This is a genomic window from Bradyrhizobium sp. Arg237L, assembly GCF_029990105.1.
In the GTDB taxonomy this organism is placed as follows: domain Bacteria; phylum Pseudomonadota; class Alphaproteobacteria; order Rhizobiales; family Xanthobacteraceae; genus Bradyrhizobium.
Genome location: NZ_JAQMIL010000003.1, coordinates 19,968 through 41,992 on the forward strand (window position 1 = coordinate 19,968; position 22,025 = coordinate 41,992).

23 protein-coding genes are annotated in these 22,025 nt (G+C 64.2%); 15 read left to right on the plus strand and 8 right to left on the minus strand.

Annotated features, from left to right (window positions below):
• Positions 1 to 78 precede the first annotated feature (78 nt).
• The 6 genes from OZ411_RS02235 (at position 79) to OZ411_RS02260 (ending at position 4,863) form a co-directional block, all read left to right on the plus strand.
• The gene (locus tag OZ411_RS02235) at positions 79 to 792 is read left to right on the plus strand and encodes a hypothetical protein (protein ID WP_282526748.1); all 714 of its coding nucleotides are present in this window, start codon (positions 79 to 81) and stop codon (positions 790 to 792) included.
• Between the two features lie 204 nt (positions 793 to 996).
• The gene (locus tag OZ411_RS02240) at positions 997 to 2,904 is read left to right on the plus strand and encodes a propionyl-CoA synthetase (protein ID WP_282526614.1); all 1,908 of its coding nucleotides are present in this window, start codon (positions 997 to 999) and stop codon (positions 2,902 to 2,904) included.
• Positions 2,905 to 3,043: 139 nt separating this feature from the next.
• Complete coding sequence (locus OZ411_RS02245) at positions 3,044 to 3,313, plus strand: hypothetical protein (protein ID WP_130577445.1); 270 nt, start codon at positions 3,044 to 3,046, stop codon at positions 3,311 to 3,313.
• A 16-nt stretch (positions 3,314 to 3,329) separates the two neighbouring features.
• On the plus strand, positions 3,330 to 3,536 hold the full coding sequence (locus tag OZ411_RS02250) for a DUF6494 family protein (RefSeq protein ID WP_130577446.1): 207 nt from the start codon (positions 3,330 to 3,332) through the stop codon (positions 3,534 to 3,536).
• A gap of 227 nt (positions 3,537 to 3,763) precedes the next feature.
• On the plus strand, positions 3,764 to 4,501 hold the full coding sequence (locus OZ411_RS02255; RefSeq protein WP_282526615.1) for an OmpW family protein: 738 nt from the start codon (positions 3,764 to 3,766) through the stop codon (positions 4,499 to 4,501).
• A 143-nt stretch (positions 4,502 to 4,644) separates the two neighbouring features.
• Entirely contained in the window at positions 4,645 to 4,863 is a 219-nt protein-coding gene (locus OZ411_RS02260; RefSeq protein ID WP_130577450.1) for an alkylphosphonate utilization protein, read from the plus strand.
• 158 nt (positions 4,864 to 5,021) lie between these two features.
• Here the strand turns inward: OZ411_RS02260 and OZ411_RS02265 are convergent, their stop codons facing one another.
• On the minus strand, positions 5,022 to 5,717 hold the full coding sequence (locus tag OZ411_RS02265; RefSeq protein ID WP_282526616.1) for a cell cycle transcriptional regulator TrcR: 696 nt from the start codon (positions 5,715 to 5,717) through the stop codon (positions 5,022 to 5,024).
• Between the two features lie 227 nt (positions 5,718 to 5,944).
• Here OZ411_RS02265 and ispH point away from each other — a divergent pair, with 227 nt between their 5' ends.
• Genes ispH through rnhA form a run of 3 tightly spaced genes read left to right on the plus strand, consistent with a single transcriptional unit; the run spans position 5,945 to position 8,364 of the window.
• Positions 5,945 to 6,913 carry a 4-hydroxy-3-methylbut-2-enyl diphosphate reductase gene (gene ispH, locus OZ411_RS02270; protein ID WP_282526617.1) on the plus strand — a complete coding sequence of 323 codons (969 nt, stop codon included), beginning with the start codon at positions 5,945 to 5,947 and terminating at the stop codon, positions 6,911 to 6,913.
• Between the two features lie 6 nt (positions 6,914 to 6,919).
• Complete coding sequence (locus tag OZ411_RS02275) at positions 6,920 to 7,900, plus strand: homoserine kinase (RefSeq protein WP_282526618.1); 981 nt, start codon at positions 6,920 to 6,922, stop codon at positions 7,898 to 7,900.
• The gene (gene rnhA / locus OZ411_RS02280; RefSeq protein WP_130577454.1) at positions 7,897 to 8,364 is read left to right on the plus strand and encodes a ribonuclease HI; all 468 of its coding nucleotides are present in this window, start codon (positions 7,897 to 7,899) and stop codon (positions 8,362 to 8,364) included. The genes OZ411_RS02275 and rnhA overlap by 4 nt, the downstream gene beginning before the upstream one ends.
• Positions 8,365 to 8,560: 196 nt before the next feature.
• Here rnhA and OZ411_RS02285 read toward each other — a convergent pair whose 3' ends face one another.
• From OZ411_RS02285 to OZ411_RS02310, 6 genes are all read right to left on the minus strand, one after another.
• A complete protein-coding gene (locus tag OZ411_RS02285) occupies positions 8,561 to 9,046 on the minus strand; it encodes a peroxiredoxin (RefSeq protein ID WP_028168672.1) in 486 nt (161 codons plus the stop codon).
• 108 nt (positions 9,047 to 9,154) lie between these two features.
• Positions 9,155 to 9,709 carry a DUF924 family protein gene (locus OZ411_RS02290; protein ID WP_282526619.1) on the minus strand — a complete coding sequence of 185 codons (555 nt, stop codon included), beginning with the start codon at positions 9,707 to 9,709 and terminating at the stop codon, positions 9,155 to 9,157.
• Positions 9,710 to 9,736: 27 nt separating this feature from the next.
• Entirely contained in the window at positions 9,737 to 11,425 is a 1,689-nt protein-coding gene (locus OZ411_RS02295) for a long-chain fatty acid--CoA ligase (protein ID WP_282526620.1), read from the minus strand.
• A gap of 136 nt (positions 11,426 to 11,561) precedes the next feature.
• On the minus strand, positions 11,562 to 13,049 hold the full coding sequence (locus OZ411_RS02300; RefSeq protein ID WP_282526621.1) for a D-alanyl-D-alanine carboxypeptidase family protein: 1,488 nt from the start codon (positions 13,047 to 13,049) through the stop codon (positions 11,562 to 11,564).
• 212 nt (positions 13,050 to 13,261) lie between these two features.
• Positions 13,262 to 15,040 carry a glucan ABC transporter ATP-binding protein/ permease gene (locus OZ411_RS02305; RefSeq protein ID WP_282526622.1) on the minus strand — a complete coding sequence of 593 codons (1,779 nt, stop codon included), beginning with the start codon at positions 15,038 to 15,040 and terminating at the stop codon, positions 13,262 to 13,264.
• 171 nt (positions 15,041 to 15,211) lie between these two features.
• Positions 15,212 to 16,270 carry an ABC transporter substrate-binding protein gene (locus tag OZ411_RS02310; RefSeq protein WP_282526623.1) on the minus strand — a complete coding sequence of 353 codons (1,059 nt, stop codon included), beginning with the start codon at positions 16,268 to 16,270 and terminating at the stop codon, positions 15,212 to 15,214.
• Positions 16,271 to 16,509: 239 nt separating this feature from the next.
• On the opposite strand from OZ411_RS02310, the gene OZ411_RS02315 reads away from it, so the two are divergent.
• The 5 genes from OZ411_RS02315 to OZ411_RS02335 all read left to right on the plus strand — a co-directional run bounded on the left by OZ411_RS02315 (position 16,510) and on the right by OZ411_RS02335 (position 20,018).
• Positions 16,510 to 16,935, plus strand: coding sequence for a hypothetical protein (locus OZ411_RS02315; protein ID WP_282526624.1), 426 nt, complete (start codon positions 16,510 to 16,512; stop codon positions 16,933 to 16,935).
• Positions 16,936 to 17,045: 110 nt separating this feature from the next.
• On the plus strand, positions 17,046 to 17,444 hold the full coding sequence (gene hisE, locus OZ411_RS02320) for a phosphoribosyl-ATP diphosphatase (protein ID WP_130577461.1): 399 nt from the start codon (positions 17,046 to 17,048) through the stop codon (positions 17,442 to 17,444).
• Positions 17,445 to 17,506: 62 nt separating this feature from the next.
• Positions 17,507 to 18,088 (plus strand): YqaA family protein, encoded by a 582-nt coding sequence (locus tag OZ411_RS02325; protein ID WP_282526625.1) that lies wholly within the window; start codon positions 17,507 to 17,509, stop codon positions 18,086 to 18,088.
• Between the two features lie 257 nt (positions 18,089 to 18,345).
• The gene (locus OZ411_RS02330) at positions 18,346 to 18,831 is read left to right on the plus strand and encodes a hypothetical protein (protein WP_282526749.1); all 486 of its coding nucleotides are present in this window, start codon (positions 18,346 to 18,348) and stop codon (positions 18,829 to 18,831) included.
• A 218-nt stretch (positions 18,832 to 19,049) separates the two neighbouring features.
• Positions 19,050 to 20,018, plus strand: a complete 969-nt coding sequence (locus OZ411_RS02335; RefSeq protein ID WP_282526626.1) for a nitronate monooxygenase family protein — start codon at positions 19,050 to 19,052, stop codon at positions 20,016 to 20,018.
• A 53-nt stretch (positions 20,019 to 20,071) separates the two neighbouring features.
• Here the strand turns inward: OZ411_RS02335 and OZ411_RS02340 are convergent, their stop codons facing one another.
• The gene (locus OZ411_RS02340) at positions 20,072 to 20,899 is read right to left on the minus strand and encodes an oxidoreductase (protein WP_282526627.1); all 828 of its coding nucleotides are present in this window, start codon (positions 20,897 to 20,899) and stop codon (positions 20,072 to 20,074) included.
• 101 nt (positions 20,900 to 21,000) lie between these two features.
• Between OZ411_RS02340 and OZ411_RS02345 the strand changes: the two genes are divergently transcribed.
• Complete coding sequence (locus OZ411_RS02345) at positions 21,001 to 21,984, plus strand: LysR family transcriptional regulator (RefSeq protein ID WP_282526628.1); 984 nt, start codon at positions 21,001 to 21,003, stop codon at positions 21,982 to 21,984.
• Positions 21,985 to 22,025: the final 41 nt, after the last annotated feature.

Sequence of the window (22,025 nt, forward strand, 5' to 3'; positions counted from 1 at the left end):
GATCAAGAATTCCTACCGGACCAATCGATGCAATCCTGGCTCTTCATCCGACGCGTCATCGTCGCGTCGAGCCTTTGCATGGCGCTTGCGCAGCATGCATTTGCAACCAGCGTAGAGCCGCTCAAGGATGTGCAGGCCGATCCCGCGCCATGCCTCACTGCTGCCGGCGCTGACGATAACGATAAGGCCGTCGATCTCTGCACGGCGCTGATCGACAACGAAAACACCGCCAAACCCGATCGCGTCAAGGCGCTGATCGCGCGTGGTGAGGTCTATGCCCGGAAGGACATGGTCGACCGCGCGATCTCCGATTACGATGCAGTGCTGAGGCTCGATCCGACGCTCGCCGATAGCTTCAATGCGCGCGGCGAGCTTTGGCGCAAGAAGGGCGACCGGCCCAAGGCGCTCGCTGATTTCGGCGCGGCGATCAAGCTGAATCCGGGTCACGCCGCGGCGCGCGCCAACTACAAGTCGTTGGCGCTCGAATTGGAGCGCCTCGGCGCGCTGATGGCCGTTGCGGGCAAGCCGAGTTTCAATTGTGCCAAGGCGCGACGCGCGGTGGAGAAGGTCATCTGCGCCAACCCTGATCTCGCCGACCTCGACCGCGAGATCTTTGCGGCGAATGCCAGGGCGGTCCGCGAGGCCGAGAATCCGCGTGCCGCCCGCGCCCTGCAGCGCGAGCAGGACGAATTCATCGCCCGCCGCAACGCCCAGTTCGGCCGTCCCGGCTATGACCTGCCGACGGCGATGAAGCGGCGGCTGCAGAAGCTGAACGGGGTCGACGGGTATTAGTTGCGGCCGCTGGCTGAATGGAGCGCTCTTTTCGGCTTGAATCGTGGCCGCTGTCCGTGACAATGCGGTCAAAGACGATGAAATAGCCGCTTGCGTCATGCCCGGCCTCGTGCCGGGCATCCACATCCTTCCCGGCTGAGGAAGCAACGCGTGGATGGCCGGGACGAGCCGGCCATGACGGGGAGAAAGACCGGGAGGAACGCCATGAACATTCACAACAGCCGCTATCACGAGATCCATGCACGCTCGCTGGCTGATCCCGATGGTTTCTGGAGCGAGGCGGCGCGGGAGATCGATTGGATCGAGCCGGCCAAGACGATTTTCGATCCCTCGCTCGGCGTCTATGGGCGCTGGTTCACCGGCGCCGTCGTCAACACCTGCTACAACGCGCTCGATCGCCACGTGCTCGGCGGCCGCGCCGACCAGGTCGCACTGATCCACGATTCCCCACTCACCGGCAGCATCACGAAATTCACCTATGCCGGGCTTCTGAAGGAAGTGCAGGCGCTCGCCGCGGTCATGCAGGATTTCGGCGTGACCAAGGGTGACCGCGTCATCCTCTATATGCCGATGGTGCCGGAAGCGGTGGTGGCGATGCTGGCCTGCGCGCGGATCGGCGCGGTGCACAGCGTGGTGTTCGGCGGTTTTGCCGCAAAGGAATTGGCCAGCCGCATCGACGATGCCAAGCCGAAGCTGATCTTTTCGGCGAGCTGCGGCATCGAGCCCGGCCGCATCGTGCAGTACAAGCCGCTGCTCGACGAGGCGATCAAGCTCGCCAGCGCCAAGCCGGAAGCCTGCATCATCCTGCAGCGCCCGCAGCATGGTTGCGAGCTCACCGCGAGCCGCGATCACGACTGGTCCAGCCTGAGCTGCGCCGCACTCGATGCCGGCAAGGCCGCGCCTTGCGTCCCGGTGCTCGCGACCGACCCGCTCTACATCCTCTACACCTCGGGCACGACGGGAATCCCGAAGGGCGTCGTGCGCGACAATGGCGGGCATCTGGTCGCGCTGAAATGGTCGATGTTCAACCTCTATGGCGTCAAGCCGGGCGAGGTCTGGTGGTGCGGCTCCGACATCGGCTGGGTGGTCGGCCACAGCTACATCGTTTACGGCCCGCTGTTCCATGGCGCGACCTCGATCATGTATGAAGGCAAGCCGATCGGCACGCCCGATGCCGGCGCGTTCTGGCGGGTGATCTCCGAGCACAAGGCGGTGGCGTTCTTCACCGCGCCGACCGCCTTCCGCGCCATCCGCAAGGAGGATCCGGAAGGCAAGTTCATCCGACAATATGATCTCGCAAACTTCCGCACGCTCTTCCTCGCCGGCGAGCGCGCCGATCCGCCGACGGTGGAATGGGCGGAGGCACAATTGAAGGTACCGGTGGTCGACCATTGGTGGCAGACCGAGACCGGCTGGTGCATTGCCGGCAATCCGGTGGGGCTCGGCATGCTGCCGGTCAAGCATGGCTCGCCGACGGTGCCGATGCCGGGCTATCAGGTCGATGTGGTCGATGAAGCCGCAAGGCCGATGCCCGCGGGCACCATGGGCTCGATCGTGATCAAGCTGCCGATGCCGCCCGCCTGCCTGCCGACGCTGTGGCAGCAGGATGAGCGCTTCAAGGAAGCCTACCTCTCCGAATTCCCCGGCTATTACAAAACGTCGGACGCCGGCTACAAGGATGAGGACGGCTATGTCTGGGTGATGGGGCGCACCGACGACATCATCAATGTTGCCGGTCACCGCCTCTCCACCGGCGGCATGGAGGAAATCCTCGCATCGCATCCCGATGTCGCCGAATGCGCCGTGCTCGGCGTCAAGGATGCGATCAAGGGCGAAGTGCCCTGCGGTTTCCTGGTGCTGAAGGCCGGCGTCAGCCGCCCGCCCGCCGAGATCGAGAAGGAGATCGTGGCATTGGTGCGCGAAAAGCTCGGCCCGGTCGCCGCCTTCAAGCTCGCGATCACGGTCGGCCGCCTGCCGAAGACGCGCTCCGGCAAGATCCTCCGCGGCACCATCAAGAAGATCGCCGATGGCGAGAGCTGGACCATGCCGGCCACGATCGAGGACCCCAAGGTGCTCGACGAGATCGGCGCCGCGCTGAAGGGAAGGGTGTGACGGTTGGATCGTCATGCCCGGGCTTGACCCGGGCATCCATCAAGATCAGAGAAGCCGCCATCTTTTCGATGGATTGCCGGGTCATCCCCGATCAGGTCGGGGACGGGCGCACGGCAATGACGAAAGAGGGAAACCACGTATGCGACGTTACTTCGCCCGAGCCCATATCGCCCTGTTCCTAGTCGCGCCACTGCTCGTCGGCTGCCTCGAGCGGAGGACGGCGCCGCTGGCCGATGCCGCGGGTGACGACGACGCGTTCTGCCGCGCCAACAACGTCCAGCAGGGCTCGCCCGAATACGTCGCCTGCCGCAAGGACCGCGACGTCCAGCGGCAGAACGCCGAAGCGCGCGCCGACCGTCGTCAGCGCAATCTCGGCGAATACATGCTCAACAATCCGGTGAGGCCATAAGCAGAGGAGGAACGTCATGAACGAGGACGTCTTCAACGAAAGCCTGCGCCGATTCCTGAAGCGCGTCGGCATCACCTCCCAGCGCGAGATCGAAAAGGCCGTACGCGACGCCATCGAAGCCGGCCGCCTCAAGGGCAACGAGAAGCTGACGGCGAAAATGACGCTGACGATCGACGCCGTCGGGCTCAAGCACGAGGTGACGGAAGAAATCGCGCTCGGATAGTGCTTTGCCAGAGCGTTTTCGAGCGAAGTGGCAGCGCGTTACCGCTGCGACTGAATCGCAACGCCGTTTGCCGTGATACTTTTGCAACGGTGTGACTCAATCACGCCATGTCTCGTCTGATTTGATCCGCATCAAATCCTTCACCGTCCCGCTTCTGGTCTGAGAGAGGCAACGCGCGACTTTCCGCGCGGACTTGGCGATGGGAAGACTTGGCGATGGGGAATTTAATGAGGACAAGAACAATTTTGACGGCGTCGCTCGTGCTTGCGGCGGCGTTCGGTGGGGCTGCCATGTCGGCGCAGGCTGCGGATCTGGCGGCGACGCCGGTCTACAAGGCGAAGGCACCGCCGCCGGTGGAGACCTTCAACCCCTGGATGATCCGTCTGCGCGCACTCGGCGTGTTGCCGGATGCGGGCGGCAGCTCGGTTAACGTCTTTGGCGTTCCGGGCCTGTCGTCACCGAATTCGGGGCTCTCGATCAGCGACCAGGTCATCCCGGAGCTCGACATCACCTATTTCTTCACCCCGAACATCGCCGCCGAACTCATCCTCGGTGCGACCAGGCATCACATCAGCGGTACCGGGGCGCTCAACGGGCTCGACATCGGTAAGGCCTGGCTGTTGCCGCCGACGCTGACCCTGCAATATCACTTCACCGGGCTCGGCGCGTTCAAGCCGTATATCGGTGCCGGCATCAACTACACCGTGTTCTTCAACCAGTCCGCGGCCAACACGCCGGTCGGCGGTCTTGCGGTGACGGATCTGCACATCAGCAACCAGGTCGGCGCCGCGGTTCAGTTCGGCTTCGACTACATGCTCGACCGCCACTGGGGCCTCAACGTCGACGTCAAGAAGCTGTGGCTGCGGCCGGATTACTCGGCAACTGTCAACAACGCGATTCCAGTCACCGGGCGCGCCAATATCGATCCGTGGCTGGTGGGCGGCGGCGTCGTCTACAAGTTCTGACGCCGCGGGGGACGGCGGCGCCGGGAGCCGGGCCCCGGCGCCGCTGGCCGCCTTGGTGCTGAGCGAGCATGAGATGACGGACCAGATCGAATTGCGCTAAGAGAGATCATTCCCATCTCAGCGCGCGCCGCGGAAAGCATCACATGGACATCAAGGTTAGGGATTCAAACGGCGCGCCGCTCGCCGAAGGCGACAGCGTCACGCTGATCAAGGACCTGAAGCTGAAAGGCTCGTCCACGGTCTTGAAGCGCGGCACTGTGATCAAGAACATCCACCTCACCGACAACGAGGACGAAATCGAAGGCCGCACCGACAAGGTCAAGGGCCTGGTCCTGCGCACGGAGTTCTTGAAGAAGGCGTGAGGGCGGCCATCCGCCGTCATCACCGCCACCGGGTCGGCGCACAGCGCCGCCCGATGACAGGCTCCGACGGCTGAGGGCGCTTGCTGCATCGCTCCAAACAAAAACGCGGCGGGTTATCCCGCCGCGTTCGCATCTCCGATGCTCGAAGCGGAGGAGACTTACTCCTCCTCGTCCGCCTTCTTGCCGCCGATCGTCTTCAGCTTGGCGAACACGGCGTCGACGTTGAGGTCGTCGCCCTTTCTCTCGGCGGGCTCGAACTCCGGCTCCTTCCGCGTGGTCTCGGAGGCCGGCAGCAGCGTGGCGCCACCATAGGTGGCGGTGGCTGGCTTCTCCTTGGCGGCGCGCTGCACCTCGAAGTCGAGCTCGATCTGCGAGCACAGGCCGAGCGTCACCGGGTCCATCGGGGTCAGCGTCGAGGTATTCCAGTGGGTGCGGTCGCGGACGCTGGCGATCGTGGTCTTGGTGGTTCCGACCAGCCGCATGATCTGGGCGTCCTTCAGTTCGGGATGGTTGCGGACCAGCCACAGGATCGCGCTCGGCCGCTCATGGCGGCGCGACACCGGCGTATAGCGCGGGCCCTTGCGCTTGGCGGCGGCCGGCAGCACCACCTTGCTCTCGCCGAGCCTGAGGCGATAGTTGGGGTCCCTTTCGCCCTTTTCGATCTCGTCGCGGCTCAATTGGCCGGTCGAGATCGGGTCCATGCCCTTGATGCCCTGGGCGGCGTCGCCGTCGGCGATGGCGCGGACCTCCAGCGGGTGCATCTTGGTGAAATCGGCGACCTGGTCGAAGGTCAGCGCGGTATTATCGAGTAGCCAGACGGCGGTCGCCTTGGGCATCAGAGGTGCGTTGCTCATGGCAAATCTCCTTTGTGCTTCGCCCACCTCTTTGGAGGCGAAACCGGGGGGTCATCAGCGATGACGGGAATTAAGCCCTATATAATCCTTCGGGTACCGGTGGCGCAATGGTTCTGCTAGAGTGCCTTGACACCGTCCGAAACCGAGCCCAAGTCGGGCTAAAGTCCTTACCCAACTGACCGTTCCCTGCCCGCCGGCAAGGGGTGATTCGGTCGCGAGATCGCTCCATGCCAGCCAAACCAGACCTGAGAATCGTGCTTTGTTCGCCACGCGGCTTTTGTGCCGGGGTGGTCCGGGCCATCGACACCGTGGAACGGGCGCTGACGATCTACGGCGCCCCGGTTTATGTCCGGCACGAGATCGTCCACAATAAATATGTCGTGGACGGCCTGAAGAAGAAGGGCGCGATTTTCGTCGAGGAACTGGCCGAAATCCCCGCGAATACCACCGCACCGGTGGTTTTTTCCGCTCATGGGGTTCCAAAGTCGGTTCCGGCGGATGCGCAGGCACGCCATTTGTTCTCGCTGGACGCCACCTGTCCGCTGGTCACCAAGGTGCACCGGGAAGCCGCGATCCATTTCAAGCGTGGCCGCGAGATCCTCCTGATCGGGCATTCCCACCACCCGGAGGTGGTCGGCACGCTCGGCCAGTTGCCTGCGGGCGCCGTGACCCTGATCGAGACCGCCGAGGACGCCAAGACCTTCACCCCGAAGGATCCCAACAACCTCGCCTTTGTGACCCAGACCACGCTGTCGATCGACGATACCGCCGAGATCGTCGCGCTGCTCAAGGAGCGCTTCCCGAACGTCAACGGGCCGCACAAGGAAGACATCTGCTATGCCACCACCAACCGCCAGCTTGCGGTGAAGAAGGTGGCTCCGGTGGTCGATGCGCTGATCGTGGTCGGCGCGCCGAACTCCTCCAACTCGCAGCGCCTGCGCGAGGTCGCCGAGCGCGAGGGCTGCCCGATCGCGGTGCTGGCGCAGCGTGCCAGCGACATCGACTGGGATCGCTTTGAGGGCATCAGCAGCCTCGGCATCACGGCCGGCGCCTCCGCGCCGGAAGTGATCGTCGAAGAGATCATGGACGCGTTCGCCGAGCGCTTTGAATTGCATGTCGAGACCGTCTCGGCCGCGGAAGAAAACGAGTTCTTCCCGCTGCCGCGCTCGCTGCGTCCTGAAGCCGCCGCCGAGTAGTCGTTTATGGCGGTCTACACCGACGTCGCCGCCGAAGAGCTAGCGGAATTCCTTAGAGGTTACGACATCGGCGATCTCCTCTCCTACAAGGGGATCGCCGAGGGCGTCGAGAACTCCAACTTCCTGCTGCACACGAGCTGCGGTTCGTTCATCCTGACGCTCTACGAGAAGCGCGTGGCGGAGGATGACCTTCCGTATTTCCTGTCGCTGATGGCGCATCTCGCCGAGCGCGGCGTGAGCTGCCCGCAGCCGGCGCGAAACCGCAACGGCGAGGTCTTTAGCCGGCTCGCGGGGCGGCCGGCGGCGGTCATCAATTTCCTCGAAGGCATGTGGCCGCGGCGGCCGAATGTCGGACATTGCGGCGCCGTCGGCGAGGCGCTGGCGAAGATGCATCTTGCCGGGCTCGATTTCCCGATGTTCCGCCAGAACCCGCTCTCGGTTGCCGGCTGGCGGCCGCTGTTCGATCTTGCCGGCTCGCGCGCCGACAGCGTGCAGGCGGGCCTGCGCGATTTCGTCGAGCGTGAGCTTGGCTATCTCGAGGCGAATTGGCCGGCCGATCTGCCGGTCGGCGTCATCCATGCCGATCTGTTTCCGGACAACGTGTTCTTCCTCGGCGACAGACTGTCGGGGCTGATCGACTTCCCGTTCTCCTGCAACGACATCCTGGCTTATGACGTGGCGATCTGCCTCAATGCCTGGTGCTTCGAGCCGGACCATTCCTTCAACGCGACGAAAGCGCGCGCGCTCCTCAATGCATATGGCCGGGCGCGGCCGTTGTCGGAAGGAGAGCAGGCGGCGCTGCCGCTGCTCGCGCGCGGCGCCGCGCTGCGCTTCCTGCTGACGCGTTTGGTCGATTTCTTCAACGTGCCGCCAGGTGCGCTGGTGAAGCCCAAGGACCCGCTGGAATATGTGCGCAAGCTGCGCTTCCAGCAGAGCGTGAAGACGCTCAGCGACTACGGCGTGACGCAGGCGGGGTGCGTGGCGTGAGCGAAAAGCCGCATGTGACTGTTTTCACCGATGGCGCCTGCTCGGGCAATCCCGGCCCGGGCGGCTGGGGCGCGATCCTGAAATTCGGCGACGTCGAGAAGGAATTGAAGGGCGGCGAGGCCCATACCACCAACAACCGCATGGAATTGATGGCGGCGATTTCGGCGCTGGAGGCGCTGAAGAAGCCCTGCGTGGTCGATCTCACCACCGACAGCCAATATGTCCGCCAGGGCATCACCGCCTGGATCTTCGGCTGGAAGAAGAACGGCTGGCGTACTGCCGACAAGAAGCCGGTGAAGAATGTCGAGCTATGGCAGCGGCTCGATGCCGCGCTGAAGCCGCACGAGGTGCGCTGGCACTGGATCAAGGGCCACGCCGGCCACGCCGAAAACGAGCGCGCCGACCAGCTCGCCCGCGAAGGCGTCGCCATGGCGCGGCTGAAGGAAAAAGTCGGCGGTTCGTAGTTGGTAGGGTGGGCAAAGCGCAGCGTGCCCACCATCCACGTTCGGTGCAAAAAAGGGTGGGCACGCTTCGCTTTGCCCACCCTACGGCCTCTCCGTCGTCGTCCGTCATTGCGAGCGAAGCGAAGCAATCCATTTCGCCGCTTGCTGAGGCGTGGATTGCTTCGTCGCTACGCTCCTCGCAATGACGGGGGGAAGCTTAGAGCTGCGCCAGCAGCGTGTCGCCGCCGGAGACCTCGACCTTGCCCGGGGCCGGTTCGAGGTTGAGCTTCTTCACCACGCCGTCCTCGACCAGCATCGAATAGCGCTTGGAGCGGATGCCGAGCCCGTTGCCGGAGGCATCGAGCTCCATGCCGATCGCCTTGGTGAAATCGGCGTTGCCGTCGGCGAGGAACAGCGCCTCGTCGCGCTGGTCGGTGTCGCGCTTCCAGGCGTTCATGACGAAGGCATCGTTGACCGAGACGATCGCGATGGTGTCGACGCCCTTGTCCTTGATGGCGTAGGCGTTGAGGAAGATGCTCGGCAGATGCATCTTGTGGCAGGTGCCGGTGTAGGCGCCGGGCACTGCGAACAGCGCCACCTTCTTGCCCTTGAAGACATCATCGGTGGTCCGCACCTGCGGACCTTCCTCGGTCATCACGCGAAACTTGGCATCCGGCAGCTTGCCGCCAACTTGGATCGTCATCGTCCAGTCTCCCTGAATGAGCTGATGTTTTGTAGACCGTGCAGCTTGCGGGCACAATATTCGCGAGCGTCAAAACCGCAACGGCCGCGCGCCTTCACCGTTCCGTCATCATCCAGAAAATCCGCCTTCGTCCAGGAAGGCCTGCTCGTCCGGTGTGGTCGCGCGCCGCAGGATGCGGTTGCGGTGAGGAAAGCGGCCGAACCGCCGGATGATATCGGCGTGCCCCTCCGCATATTCGAGCTGCTCCGTGTTGCCGATGTTCCGGAACAGCTCGATGCAGCGGATCTGGTCGGGCAGATGCTCCGAATGCATGAAGGGCATGTAGAGGAATTCGAGCAGGTCGGGGTCGATCCGCGCATCCACCCCGCGGTCGATGGCCCGATGCGCCACCTCCCGCGCCAGCGCGTCGCTTGAATAGGTCAGCGCGTCGCCGCGGAACATGTTGCGGGGAAACTGATCGAGCATGATGACGAGCGCCAGCGCGCCGTCGTCGATCATCTCCCATGACGACAACTCGCCGCCCGCCGCCTTCCGCCAGAGCTCGAGATAGCGGTCGCGTATTTCCGCATCGAACGCATCGTCGCCCGCGTACCAGCGATCGGGGCCGGCCGCGCGCCAGAACGCCAGGATCTCGCCCGGCGTGACATCGCGAACGTCAATCATGGTCCGAACGTCCGCTGGCGCGCGAATTCAGGCCGCAGCCGCCGGCTTCTTCTCGTCGCGCAATTCGCGGCGCAGGATCTTTCCGACATTGGTCTTCGGCAGCTCGGTCCTGAACTCGATCTGCTTCGGCACCTTGTAGTTGGTGAGCTGGGTGCCGCAGAACTTGATGATCTCCTCGGCGGTGAGGCTCGGGTCCTTGCGGACGATGAAGGCTTTGACCGCCTCGCTGGTCTTGGCGTCGGACACACCGATCACGGCGCATTCGAGCACGCCCGGATGGCTCGCGATCACTTCCTCGATCTCGTTCGGATAGACGTTGAAGCCGGAGACCAGGATCATGTCCTTCTTGCGGTCGACGATCTTGGTGTAGCCGTTCTCGTCCATCACCCCGATGTCGCCGGTGCGGAAATAGCCGTCCGCGGTCATCACCCGCGCGGTCTCGTCCGGCCGGTTCCAGTAGCCCGACATCACCTGCGGGCCCTTGGCGCAGATCTCGCCGGCCTGTCCGAGCGGCAGTTCATTGCCGTCATCGTCGCGGATCGAGAGATAAGTCGAAGGCACCGGCAGGCCGATCGAGCCGGAGAACTTGTCGGTGTCGGCGGGGTTGCAGGTCAGCGTCGGCGAGGTCTCGGACAAGCCGTAGCCTTCCGACAGCGCGCAGCCGGTCACCGCCAGCCATTTCTCGGCCACCGGCTTTTGCGTCGCCATGCCGCCGCCGAAGGAGGTCTTCAGCTTGGAGAAGTCGAGCTTGTCGAAGCCGGGCGTATTCAACAGGCCGTTGTAGAGCGTGTTGACGGCGGGAAAGCTGTTGATCTGGTATTTCGCGAGCTCCTTGACGAAGCCGGGCAGATCGCGCGGGTTCGGGATCAGGAGGTTGACGCCGCCGGCGCGCACCGCCAGCAGATAGCAGGCGGTCAGCGCGAAGATGTGGTAGAGCGGCAGCGCGCAGACGATGAAGAGCTGGTCGACATGCGGCGGCTTCTTGATCGCCGGCTGCAGCCAGGCGTCGTTCTGCAGCACGTTGGCGACGATGTTGCGGTGGAGCAGGGTGGCTCCCTTGGAGACGCCGGTGGTGCCGCCGGTATATTGCAGGAAGGCGACGTCATCGGGCGTGATCCTGGGCCGGTTGAGCTTCATGCCCCGGCCTGCGGCGACAGCAGTGTTGAATGCGACGGCGCGCGGGATCGAGAACGGCGGCACCATCTTCTTCACCCGGCGCACCACCAGATTGACGATCACGCCCTTGAAGCCAAGCAGGTCGCCCATGCTGCCGACGATGACGTGCTTGACCGAGGTCTTGCCCAGCACCTGCTGCACGGTGGCAGCGAAATTCTCCAGAACGATGATGGCTTCTGCGCCGGAATCCTTGAGCTGGTGCTCGAGCTCGCGCGGGGTGTAGAGCGGGTTGACGTTGACGGCGGCGTATCCGGCACGCAGCACGGCGGCGGTCGAGATCGGATATTGCAGCACGTTCGGCATCATCAGCGCGACGCGCGCGCCCTTTTGCAGGCCGAGGCTCTGCAGATAGGCGCCGAGCGCGGTCGACATCTCGTCGAGCTCGCGATAGGTGATCGCCTTGTCCATGCAGATGAAGGCCTTGCGGTCGGCGAACTTCGCAAAGCTCTCCTCGAGCAGCTCAACCAGCGATGAGTATTGCGTGACGTCGATGTCGGCGGGCACGCCGGCCGGGTAGTACTTGAGCCAGATGCGCTCCATGGAAATCCCCTCTCCTCGTCCCCGGACCGTGGCCCGGACTGCCTTCTTTTTGGCAGTATTGGGCTAGCCGGCGGCCGATGGCAAGCCGCCCGCGCCCGTTCGACGCATCAGCAAATCGGGGGATGTTGCGGCGCGGTTAACTGGCCGGCTTGCCGTCGTTCTTCGGCTTGGCCGCCGCCTTCGGCTTCGCCGGCTTGGCGGCTGGCTTGTCGCCCGCGGTGGCAGCCGGCTTCTCCGAAGGCTTTGCCGCCGCGCCATCCGACTTGGCATTGGCCGACTTGGCATTGGCATGGTGGACGGCGGCAGGCTTCGCCGCTGGCTTGGCTTCCGGCTTGGCGGCTTGCTTGGTATCCGCCTTCGTATCTGCCTTGGCCTGCTTTGCAGCCGGCTTGGCGTCGGACTTGCCATCCGATTTGCTATCAGACTTGGCGTCGGCAGACGCGTCCGGCTTCTTGGCCGCGACATGCGTCTGCTTCTTGCGCGGCTTTGGCGCGTCCTTCTCGGTGTCCGCCGCGACCGCGGCGATCAGCGCCGCACCCGTCCGGGTCGGGCCGGTATAGACCAAGACCGGCTCGGACGGCTCCGCCGGCTGCGCCAGCAAGTCGGCCGGCTTGAAGATCGGCGGCGGCAGGGCGGCGAAGAAGGTCGCGCCGGTCTCTCCACTGCTGCTGGTGCTGGCGACGGCGTCCTCGTCCTCGTCGCTGGCGGGCCGCTTGCGCTTGGGGCCACACATCTCATCGCGCAGGTTCGGCGGCGTGGCGTCGATCGGCGCCAGACTCTCGACCGTGCCGAGCGAAGGCCGGAGCCAGGACAGGCTGTTATTGGCGAAACCGCGATCGAGCAGTTGCGCCGCGCGCACCGCGCGCATCCGGCCCGACGAGGCACCGAGCACCACCGCGATCAGCCGTTTGCCGTCGCGCGTCGCCGACGCAACGAGGTTGTAGCCGGAGGCGCAGATGAAGCCGGTCTTGAAACCGTCGGCGCCGGGATAGCGGCCTATCAGGCGGTTGAAGTTCTGCGTGGTCCGGCGGCCGAAGCGGATCGAGGGGATGTGCACGAAATATTCGTATTCCGGGAGATCGCGGATGATGGCACGGGCAAGAATCGCAAGGTCGCGCGCGGAGGTGATCTGGCCGTCCGCCGGCAGCCCGTTCGGATTGACGTAGCTCGTCTGCGTCATGCCGAGCTTCTGCGCGGTGTCGTTCATCATCGCGGAGAAGCCGTCGATCGATCCGCCGACGCCTTCGGCGAGCACGACCGCCATGTCGTTGGCCGACTTCACCAGCATCATCTTCAGCGCATTGTCGACGGTCACTTGCGTGCCCGGACGAAAACCCATCTTCGACGGTGACTGCGAGGCCGCCGTCGGCGAGACCGTGAGCAGCGTGTCGAGCGAGATGCGGCCGTCCTTCACCGCCTTCAGCGTCACATAGGTCGTCATCAGCTTGGTGACCGATGCCGGATACCAGGGCATGGTCGCGTTGTCGGCCTGCAGCACCTTTCCGCTATCGGCTTCCACCACCAGCAGCGCCTCGGCCTTGGTCGCGTGCGGCGCGAGCGCGAAGGCCGCGGCGGCGACGAGGAGGAGAAGCGATCGGCGAAGCAGCGGGCGAAGAAGGTGCACTATCCTGATCCTGGTCCGGTTCTTGGAGCCCCGCCGTGAACAAGTTGGGGCTTTCAGATGTGACGTTCCGGTTTCAAGCGTGTCCGGCGCCGGCCAATTTTGCGGCGGTGCAAACCCTATACCGGGTCGCTTTTGGAGAACAGAGGCCGGGTTATTTAATCGTGGACGAAATCGGCCGAATTTCGACAATTCCGCGGCCGGTGAAGCGCGGCCTATTCCGCCTGCAGGCTTGCTCGCGCGTTCTCCTGGACCATGAATTGGGCCCGCGCGAGATCGGCAAAACGGCCGCCTTTTGCGACGAGTTCATCGAAAGTTCCGCTTTCGATCACCCTGCCGTTGTCGAACATCAGGATGCGGGTGGCGTGGCGGATGGTGGAGAGGCGATGCGCGATCACGAAGGTGGTGCGGCCTTTCATCACTTCATCGAGAGCGGCGTTGACCTTGGCCTCGGTGACGGCATCCAGCGCGCTGGTGGCCTCGTCCAGGATCAGGATCGGCGGGTCCTTGAGCAGCGCGCGGGCGATCGACAGGCGCTGCCGCTCGCCGCCTGACAGCATGCGGCCGCGCTCGCCGGCATGGGTGTCGAATCCCTTCTCGCTGCGCTCGATGAATTCCAGCGCCTGTGCCCGGGCCGCTGCCGTGCGAAGTTCCTCGTCGGTGGCGTCAGGCTTGCCGACGCGCAGGTTCTCGGCGATCGAGCGGTTGAACAGCAGCGCCTCCTGGAACACCACGCCGATGTTCCTTCGCAGCGCGGTCAGCTTCAGCGCGCGGATATCCATGCCGTCGATCTTGATGATGCCCGACTGCGGATCGAAGGCGCGGTGCAGCAGCGCAATCGCGGTCGACTTGCCGGCACCGGTCGGGCCGACCAGCGCGATGGTCTGGCCGGGCAGCGCGGTGAGGGTCAGATCTTCCACTGCCGGCCGCTTGCCATCATAGGAGAAGGAGACGTCGTGGAATTCGACGAGGCCCGACAGCCGGCCTGCATCCATCGCGCCGGGACGGTCGCGCACCGCCGGCACCGCGTCCAGTACGTTGAAAAATTCCTTCAAGCGCGGCGCTTCCATGAACACGTTGTTGATGAAGCCCACCACCTGCTCGAGCTTCTGGATCAGCATGGTCGCGAAGGAGACGAACATCACGATCTCGCCGACCGAGGTCAGTCCTTGCTGGTTCAGCACGATGCCGACCGTGAAGATCGCAAGCACGGTGATGGTGGTGGAGGCACGGGTGATCACGGTCACCAGCGCCCACCATGACAGCACAGGCATCTGCGCAGCGAGCAGCTTGTCGGCGACGAAGCGCAGGCCTTGCACCTCGGAGTCGATGCGGACGAAGCTCTGCACCAGCGCCACATTGCCGAGCGCGTCGGAGGCGCGCGCGGAGAGATCGCTGTAGTGCTCCTCGACCTCGCTCTGCATGCCGTGGGTCTTGCGTACCACCAGCGTGGTCAGCACGGTGAAGACGACGCAGAGCGCGAACAGGAGGATCGCGAGTCGCCAGTTGATGTAGAGCGAGAGCGGCAACAGCACGACCAGCGACAGGATCGCGGCAAAATGCTCGCGGAAGAAGCCGAGCCAGAGCCGCCACAGCGCGTCCGTGCCGTTCAGCATCACTTTCATCAGCCGTCCCGAATGGGTGCCGGTGTGAAAGGTCAATGGCAGTTGCAGGATGTGCTCGAAATAATCGGTCAGAACCGCCTGCCGCTGGCGATGCGCGAGCCGGTCGGCATGCAGCGCCACGATGGCGCTACACCCGATCGTGAACAGGCCGAACGCGACCCAGGCCGCGAGCAGCGGCCATGGCGAGGTGGACGCGATCAGTCCGGTGACCGGCTTGCCCGAGAGCACGTCGACGATCTTGCCGAACAGCACCGGCTCGGCGAATTGCGCGCAGGCGAGCAAGAGATTGGCGCCGGCCAGGATCCAGCCGAGCCGCGCCTCCTTGCCGAGCAATTCGAGCACGCGAACATAAAGACGAAGCAGCGACATGCCGCCATTCTAATCCGGGATCGCGGGCAAGAACCAGAGCGCGATGCTCTTTCCCGCCGTTTCTCCACGTCATTGCGAGCGGAGCGAAGCAATCCATATCTCCGCTTGCGGAGGCGTGGATTGCTTCGTCGCTGTCGCTCCTCGCAACGACGGGCGCGGCGCTACTCTTGCTCAATTCACCACGCGCGCGTCGGCCGGCGGCAGGAATGCGTCATCGAAAATATCCGCCGCGGTCGGCCGCTTCTGGAATTTGAAATCCTCCGCGATCTGGTCGATCGACCGCTCGAACCTGACCGTATCGATGCCGCCGAGGCCGTGCTGCTTCACTTCCGCGGTGAGGATGTTGTCGCCGATGATGGCGCGCAGCCGCTCGGATTCCAGTTCGCGTGAGCCGGCATCCATGCGGCTCACCACTTCGGTGACCGCTCGTGCGGGTTCCTTGATCGCAAGATGTGTTCCCGTGATCACCGCCCGCACAAAGCCCTTCACGGCCTCGGGCTTGGCGGCTGCCAAGTTCGGGTTGACGATCAGCGCGGCGCCATAGGCCTCGCAGCCGTAGTCGGCGAAGCGCAGCACTGCGAGATCGTCCGCCGGCACGCCGCGATCGCGCAGGTTGATCGCCGACAGATAGGAGAAGCCGGTAACCGCGTCGACCTGTCCCGCCGACAGCATCGGCTCGCGGACCGCGGCGCTGATGCTGTTCTGCTTCACGCTTTGCGGCTTGATGCCGTTCTGCCTGGCGACCGCGGGCCACAGCCGGATCGAGAGATCGCCTTCGGCGACGCCGAGATTCTTGCCCTCGACATCGGAGAGCGCACGGATGCCGCGGCTCCTGCGCGCGATGATGGCGTAGGGCGCGTGGTTGAACAGCACGAAGATCGCCTTGACCGGTGCGGCGCCATTCCGGTCGCGCGCGCGGATCAGCGTGTTGATGTCGACCAGCGCGAAATCGCTCATCCCCGCGCTGACGCGCCCGATCGCGTCCTGCGATCCGCCCGCGATGTTGGTGGTGACCGCAAGCCCCTCCGCGCCGAACGATCCGCCGACGCCTGCCATCACGAAGGGCGACACCGCGGCGTCGATCGGGCGGTCGAGCGTAAGCTGGATCGTGATCGGCTGCTTGGCGGCGCCTGCGCTCTGTGCGCGGCTTGCGCGAGAGCACAGGCTGGCGCCGAGGCCGATCGCAAGGCCCAGGAAATCGCGGCGGGTGGAGGTCAGGGTTACGCGCATGATGACGTCAGGAGACGCGAGACAATCTGTCGCGCTGGGTATGTCTGTTTCGTGACACCGAACGCGCGTTTTCGCCCGTTCAGCGGTGCCATTCTGCCGCTTCTAACCTGAATGCTTGATGACTGCCACGATTTCGCCAGGGATCGTTCAGCCTGCGTTTGGTTTGGGGAACTTAGGATCGCACCCGTGGTTGGCTATGAGTGGCCCGACGGGCCGAGCTTCCACGGAGGACTACTCAGATGTTTGCGCGAAAAGGTGTGTTTTCATCGATCGGCCGCGCAGCCGCACTGGCTACCGTCGCGGCGGTCGCGCTGACGGCGGTCGAGCCGTCGATGGCCTATGCGGGCTCGGCCCCGAAGGCCAAGAAGGTCACGGCGCAGACCGGCACCAGCGACGTCACCGATATCAGCGCCCGCCGGCGATATTATCGCGGTGGCGGTGGCGGCGCGGCCGCTGCGGCAGCCTTTGCCGGCATCGTCGGCGCGGGGCTTGCGATCGCCGCCGCCCAGAACCGCCGCGATTACTATGATTCCTACGGCTACTATGGTGGCGGCCCGGTCTATTACGGTGGCCCGGCCTATTATGGCGGCGGCCCGTATTACTACGGCGGCGGCTATGGCCGCGGCGTGCCGTACTATCGCGGTCACCCGCTCGCGAGCTGGTAAACGCGATTTTGATCGAGATGAGGCCACCGGCCCGCGCGGCCGGTGGATTTTTTTCGCCCATTGGCCAGCATGTTAACACGCTGGCCAGAGGTTTGAATTAGGCTTGAGGAATGAGTGATTCGCTCGATCGGCTCTATCAGGCGGTTCTCGCGGCCCGGCATCTTGATCCGGCGACGTCGCGCACCGCCCGATTGTTTCAGCGCGGGCCGTCAAAAATGGCCAAGAAGCTGGCCGAGGAAGCGATCGAGGTCGTGATCGACGCCCTCAGCGGCAAGACCGACGCCGTGGTGCGCGAGAGCGCCGACCTTCTCTATAACCTGACTGTTTTGTGGGCAGCCGCTGGGGTCAAGCCGGAGGATGTCTGGAAAGAGATGGAACGGCGCGAGCATTTACTCGGAATCGCCGAAAAACTGCCGAAGACCGGAGCCAGACTGGCCAAGCCGTCGGCCGAGCCGGTCGTGCGGCGGCGAATTGTCGCGCTCGAAAGCAGCCTGCGGAAGCGGCGCTGACCCGCCAACAATCCTCTTTTGCCGGCATGGACAAATGCGCTCCATGATGGTTGATCGCGCCCATGCTGAAACGGATCTACGACTGGTGCATCGACGCCGCCGACAAACCCTACGCGCTGTGGATTTTGGCCGCCGTCGCCTTCGCTGAGAGTTCATTCTTCCCGGTTCCGCCCGACATCATGCTGCTGCCGATGTCGCTGGCGCAGCCAAGGCGCGCCTGGTGGTTCGCCACCGTCTGCACGGTCGCGTCGGTCGCCGGCGGCGTGCTCGGCTACGCCATCGGCGCGCTGCTCTATGACTCGGTCGGCCATTGGCTGATCACCATCTACGGCCTCGGCGACAAGGTGGACGCCTTCCGCGCCTCCTATGCCGAATGGGGCGCGGTGATCATCCTGCTCAAGGGCCTGACCCCGATCCCCTATAAGCTCGTCACCATCACCTCGGGCTTCGCCGGCTATAACATCTGGCTGTTCATCCTGTGCTCCATCGTCGCGCGCGGCGGCCGCTTCTTCATTGTCGCGGTCCTGCTCAACCGCTACGGCGACTTCATCCGCAAGGAATTGGAGAAGCGGCTGGGCTTCTGGGTCGCAATCGGCGCGATCGTGCTGGTGCTCGGCTTCTACATCGCCTTCAAGCTGGTTTAGCGCGCGCGAGAACTCTCTCCCCTCATGGTGAGGAGGCGCGAAGCGCCGTCTCGAACCATGAGGCCCAATCGAGCCCGTGGCCCATCCCTCGAGACGCGCGCTAAGCGTGCTCCTCGGGATGAGGGTGGTAGGTGTGGCGCAAAGCGCTTTGCCGTGTCGTCGTCCTCGGGTTACGCTTCGGCATGCTTGATCGAGTCGAGCTTTCGTTTCGCATCGGACCGCCCGTCGCCAAGGCGGCCGTTGTCGTGTCGACGCTGATGCTCGCCTCCGATCTCGCTTTTGCGCAAGCCGCGCCTCCAATCTCGCTCGGTGTCCAGTCACAGCCCCAGCCTCAGCCAAACCAAGCTGCGCCGCCTGAGCGCGAGGAGAACCTGGGCCTCATCAACGAGATCAGCAAGCTGTTCGAAAAGTCCAAGTCGATCCTGCCGTCGTTGAAGAGTCCGGGCGAGACGGTTGATGATCTCAACGCCCGCGCCAAGGATGCGGGCGAGGGCCTGTCTGCTCTCACAAGACCGTCATTGATTGTCACCGGCCGCGCGGCCTGCCTGGTCGCAGCCAACGGCGCGCCGGACTGCAAGGCCGGCGCCGACAAGCTCTGCCAGAGCAAGGGCTACAAGGAAGGCAAGAGCCTGGACACCGATGCGGCCGAGAAATGCTCGCCGATCGTGTTCGTTCCCGGCCACAAGCGCAGACCCAATGACTGCCGGACGGAAAATTTCGTCACGCGGGCGATCTGCCAATAGCGCTCTGTAGCTCTCGTAGCCCGGCTGGAGCGCCAGCGTAACCCGGGTCCGCTCGCAGATGCGGACACAGACGTCCCGGGTTACGCGTTCCGCTCCACCCGGGCTACGGCAATAGCGGGAAAACGCAATACTTGACACTGGAAAGATTGCCTTGCTGGTATGATGTCTGGCATCTTTGGCCTAGTCTCGCTTCCCAGCTAATCGAAGGATCTTCTCTGATGTCCATGCCTGCCTTGTTCAAGGGCCGTCTGTCGATTCCAGTGATCGGTGCGCCACTGTTCATCATCTCCGTGCCTGATCTCGTGATCGCGCAGTGCAAGGCCGGCGTGGTCGGATCGTTTCCGTCGCTGAACGCGCGGCCGCCGGAGTTGCTCGACGAATGGCTGGGGCGCATCAAGGAAGAGCTCGCGGCCTATGACAGGGCGCATCCCGAACGGCCCTCGGCGCCGTTCGCGGTCAATCAGATCGTGCACAAGTCGAACAACCGGCTCGATCATGATCTCGCGCTCTGCGAGAAGCACAAGGTGCCGATGATCATCTCCTCGCTCGGCGCGCGCGAGGAGCTCAATCGGGCCGTGCACAATTGGGGCGGCATCGTCTTCCACGACGTGATCAATCAGAAGTTCGCCCACAAGGCGATCGAGAAGGGCGCCGACGGCCTGATCCTGGTGGCGGCCGGCGCGGGCGGCCATGCCGGCACGCTGTCGCCGTTCCCCTTCGTTGCGGAGACGCGGCAGTGGTTCGACGGTCCGATCGCGCTGTCGGGCGCGATGGGCAACGGCAGGGCGATCCGCGCCGCGCGCATCCTCGGCGCCGACTTCGCCTATATCGGCTCGGCCTTCATCGCGACGAAAGAAGCGAATGCGGTCGAAGGCTACAAGAGCATGATCACCGGCTCGGCCGCCGAAGACATCGTCTATTCCAACCTGTTCACCGGCGTGCACGGCAATTACCTGAAGCCGTCGATCGTCGCCGCCGGCATGGACCCGGACAATCTGCCGGCCTCCGATCCCTCCAAGATGAGCTTCGGCACCGACGCCTCCGGCGAGCGGGCGAAGCCGAAAGCCTGGAAGGAGATCTGGGGCTCAGGCCAGGGTGTCGGCAGCGTCGAAAAGATCGTACCCGCCGCCGAACTGATCGCGCGCTTCAAGAAGGAATACGAGGAAGCGGTCGATCCGGCATTGTGATCAATCAATTGGCGGTCCCGGCGTTGCGCACGGGACCGCCAGTGCTTTCCTGATCAGGCAACGTCGGTGGAAAGCGAAAGGTCCCTCCACGCTTCGAAGTCGGCCTGCAGCGCCTTGATCTTCTCCTCGACCAGCCGCACGGCGTCGCTGCCAAGCAGAAGATGCGCGGGCGGATCATCCGACATCGCGACCTTCAACATCGCTTGCGCGGCCTTCGCGGGATCGCCGATCTGCTTGCCGCTATATTCCATGCGGCGCTGGCGCGCCGGGTTCATCACCTGGTCGTAGTCGGAAATCGATCGCGCCGCCCGCACCAGCGATCGTCCCGCCCAGTCGGTGCGGAAGCCGCCCGGCTCGATCGCCGTCACCTTGATGCCAAGGTCCTTCACTTCCTTGCCGACCGTCTCCGAAATCCCCTCCAGCGCGAACTTGCTGCCGTGGTAGTAGCTCAGGCCGGGAAACGTCATGATGCCGCCCATCGAGGTGACGTTGAGGATGTGCCCGGAGCGCCGCTTGCGCATGTAGGGCAGCACCGCCTGCATCATGGCCACCGCGCCGAACACGTTGACCTCGAACTGGTGGCGCAAATCCTCGATCGAGGACTCTTCCAGGATGCCTTCGTGGCCATAGCCGGCATTGTTCACGAGCACGTCGATCCGGCCGATGCTGCGCTCGATCTCCGCGACCACAGGGGCGACCCTGCTGGTGTTGGCGACGTCGAGAATCACGGCGTGCGCGCCTTTGCCGAGTTTCTCGAAATTCTCCTGGTCGCTTTGCTTCCGCACGGTGCCGGCGACCGTGTGCCCTTCCCGCAGGGCAGCTTCGGCCAGTGCGCGGCCGAAGCCGGTGGAAACGCCTGTGATGAGGAATGTCTTTGCCATCTGTGATGTCCTTTCGGCCCAAATCCCGGATCACAGATAGGCGGATTGATTAATGCAACAATCGGCATAAATTGACATGACCTGATGCAGAATATCGAACAATGATCGATGCTGGCCTTTTCGAACTGAACGCCATCGCCGCGATCGCGGCCCACCGCAGTTTCCGCGCGGCGGCCACGCAGCTCGGCATCTCGCCATCGGCCCTCAGCCATGCGGTGGCAGGGCTGGAGAAGCGGCTTGGCGTTCGCCTCATCAACCGCACGACGCGCAGCGTCTCGTTGTCGGCGGCGGGCGAGCGCTTCCTCTCAAGGGTCAATCCGGCGTTGCGCGAGATCGCCGGCGCCATGGAAGACGTGAACGTCTTCCGCGACACGCCGGCGGGCGCGCTGCGCATCAGCCTGAAGGAGCGCGCCGGCCATCAGATCTTGCGGCCTGTCGTTGCAAAATTCCTGCGGCGATATCCCGACATGCAGGTCGAACTGACCATGGAAGGCCGTCACATCGACATTGTCGCGGAAGGCTTTGATGCGGGTATTCGGCTTGCCGAGGCCGTTCCGCAAGACATGGTGGCGGTCCCCTGCGGGCCGGACTCGCGTTTCCTCGTGGTAGGCGCGCCGTCCTATTTCGAACGGATGTCGGTGCCGCGCTCGCCTTCGGATCTGCTTGCCCATGAATGTGTTCGCAGGCGGATGCCCAGCGGCAAGCTGTACCGGTGGGAGTTCGAGAAGCGCGGCGAGGAGGTGATGTTGGACGTGCCGGGCAGGCTGACGCTCGATAACGATGCCCTGATGGTCGAGTCCGCGCTGGATGGCTTCGGCCTCATCTTCGTGAGCGAGTGGTGGGTCGCCGATCATCTCGCCTGTGGCCGCTTGCGCGCGGCCCTTGAAGACTGGACGCCGCCGTTTCCCGGATTGCGCCTCTATTACCCGCGGCATCGACACATGACCGCTGGCTTGCGTGCCTTCATCGATCTGCTGCGGGAAGAACTGCCGTCGGCCGTGGCGCGAAAAGCGGGCGGAATTCCCAAGCCAGCGCACGCTTCGAAATCGGTGCGGTCTATGCAATCGGCAAATATTCGCAAGTGAAGGCGAACGGCTTCCGCTTGTCGTCTTGGATAACCCGGCGG